The 1,205-nt window shown below is 75.7% G+C and carries 2 protein-coding genes; one reads left to right on the top strand and one right to left on the bottom strand.

The window, feature by feature from the left end; genetic code table 11:
* Positions 1-495: hypothetical protein (locus HW577_RS25315; protein ID WP_198378847.1), on the bottom strand; the 495-nt coding region annotated here is incomplete at its 3' end.
* Between the two features lie 106 nt (positions 496-601).
* On the opposite strand from HW577_RS25315, the gene HW577_RS25310 reads away from it, so the two are divergent.
* Positions 602-1,205: tetratricopeptide repeat protein (locus tag HW577_RS25310; RefSeq protein WP_198378846.1), on the top strand; the 604-nt coding region annotated here is incomplete at its 3' end.

Below are 1,205 nucleotides of genomic sequence, written 5' to 3'. Positions count from 1 at the left end.
CAGCGGTTGCGCCTGCACGGCGGGGGTGGCAGCCATGGCGGCTGCCGGTTCGAGCACCGGCGCGGCCGGCACGGCTGGCGCGGCCGGCTGCGCCGCGGCGGCCACCGCCCGGCCGAACCGGCCGGTCCAGCCGATGCGGTTGTTCTCCTGCGCTTCGTTCAGCGTCGCCGGCCCGTCGGCCACGCCGCGATAGGCAGGGTAGGCCGCCGGCGGAACGTTCCAGCAATCGACGGCGCCCAGGCTACGGGTGCAGATTGGCTGCGGCGCCGGCGCATCGTCCCGGCCGCAATAGGCTTCCCCGCGGCCGATCCGGGCGATTGAGCAATCCTCCCCGGTCACCAGGGACACGATGGAATCACCCGTTGTGCGCCCGAAGGCGCGTAGCGACACCGCCTCCACCGCCGCGGGGATGGCGAGCAGCGGCGCCCCGGGGGCGCCGATGGCCTGGCAGCCGGGCAGCAGGGCCACGGCCAGAAGAAGATGGATCGCGCGCATGGGAGCATCCTAGGCCCGGACGGGCTTAACGCACCGCCAACGTGCGGCTATGGTCCGCCCCCTTTCCGTCCCCGGGCCCGTCGGCCCGCCAGCAGAGGTGCCCCGCGTGCCCGATATCTTCGACGAGATCGACGAGGATCTTCGCGCCGAGCGCGCCCGCCGGTTCTGGCAGCGCTTCGGCACGCCGATCCTCGGCCTGCTGCTGCTCGTCGTCGCCGGCGTGGCGGGCTGGCAGGGCTGGCGCTGGCATGAGGCGCGGGACCGCGAGGCCGCCGCGGTCGCCTTTATTGCCGCCCACCGCGCCGCCGAGCAGGAGGGGGCGGACCTTGCCGCCATCGCCGGCCGCTTCGAGGAGATGGCCGCGACGGCGCCCACCGGCTACCGCACCATCGCGCTGCTCCGCGCGGCCGCGCTGCGCGCCGAGACGGGCAGCCGTGACCAGGCGCTCGCGCTCTATGACCGCGTGGCGAACGATGCGGCCGCGGACCCGCTCTATCGCGACCTCGCCTCTCTGATGTGGTCGCTCCGCGCGCTCGACGCCGGCGACCCTGCGGTGCTGGCCGCGCGCCTCGCACCTCTCGCGCGGCCGAACGAGCCCTGGAGCGCCTCGGCGCGCGAACTCGCCGCCCTGGTCGCGCTGCGCGCCGGGCAGCGGGATGAAGCGCGCCGCGCGCTCGAGGCCCTGGCGGCCGACGTGACGGCGCCGCGCG

This window comes from Neoroseomonas rubea (genome assembly GCF_016106015.1).
GTDB lineage: Bacteria > Pseudomonadota > Alphaproteobacteria > Acetobacterales > Acetobacteraceae > Neoroseomonas > Neoroseomonas rubea.
Note: the sequence above shows the minus strand (reverse complement) of the source record. Positions and strands in the feature narration are given on the sequence as shown.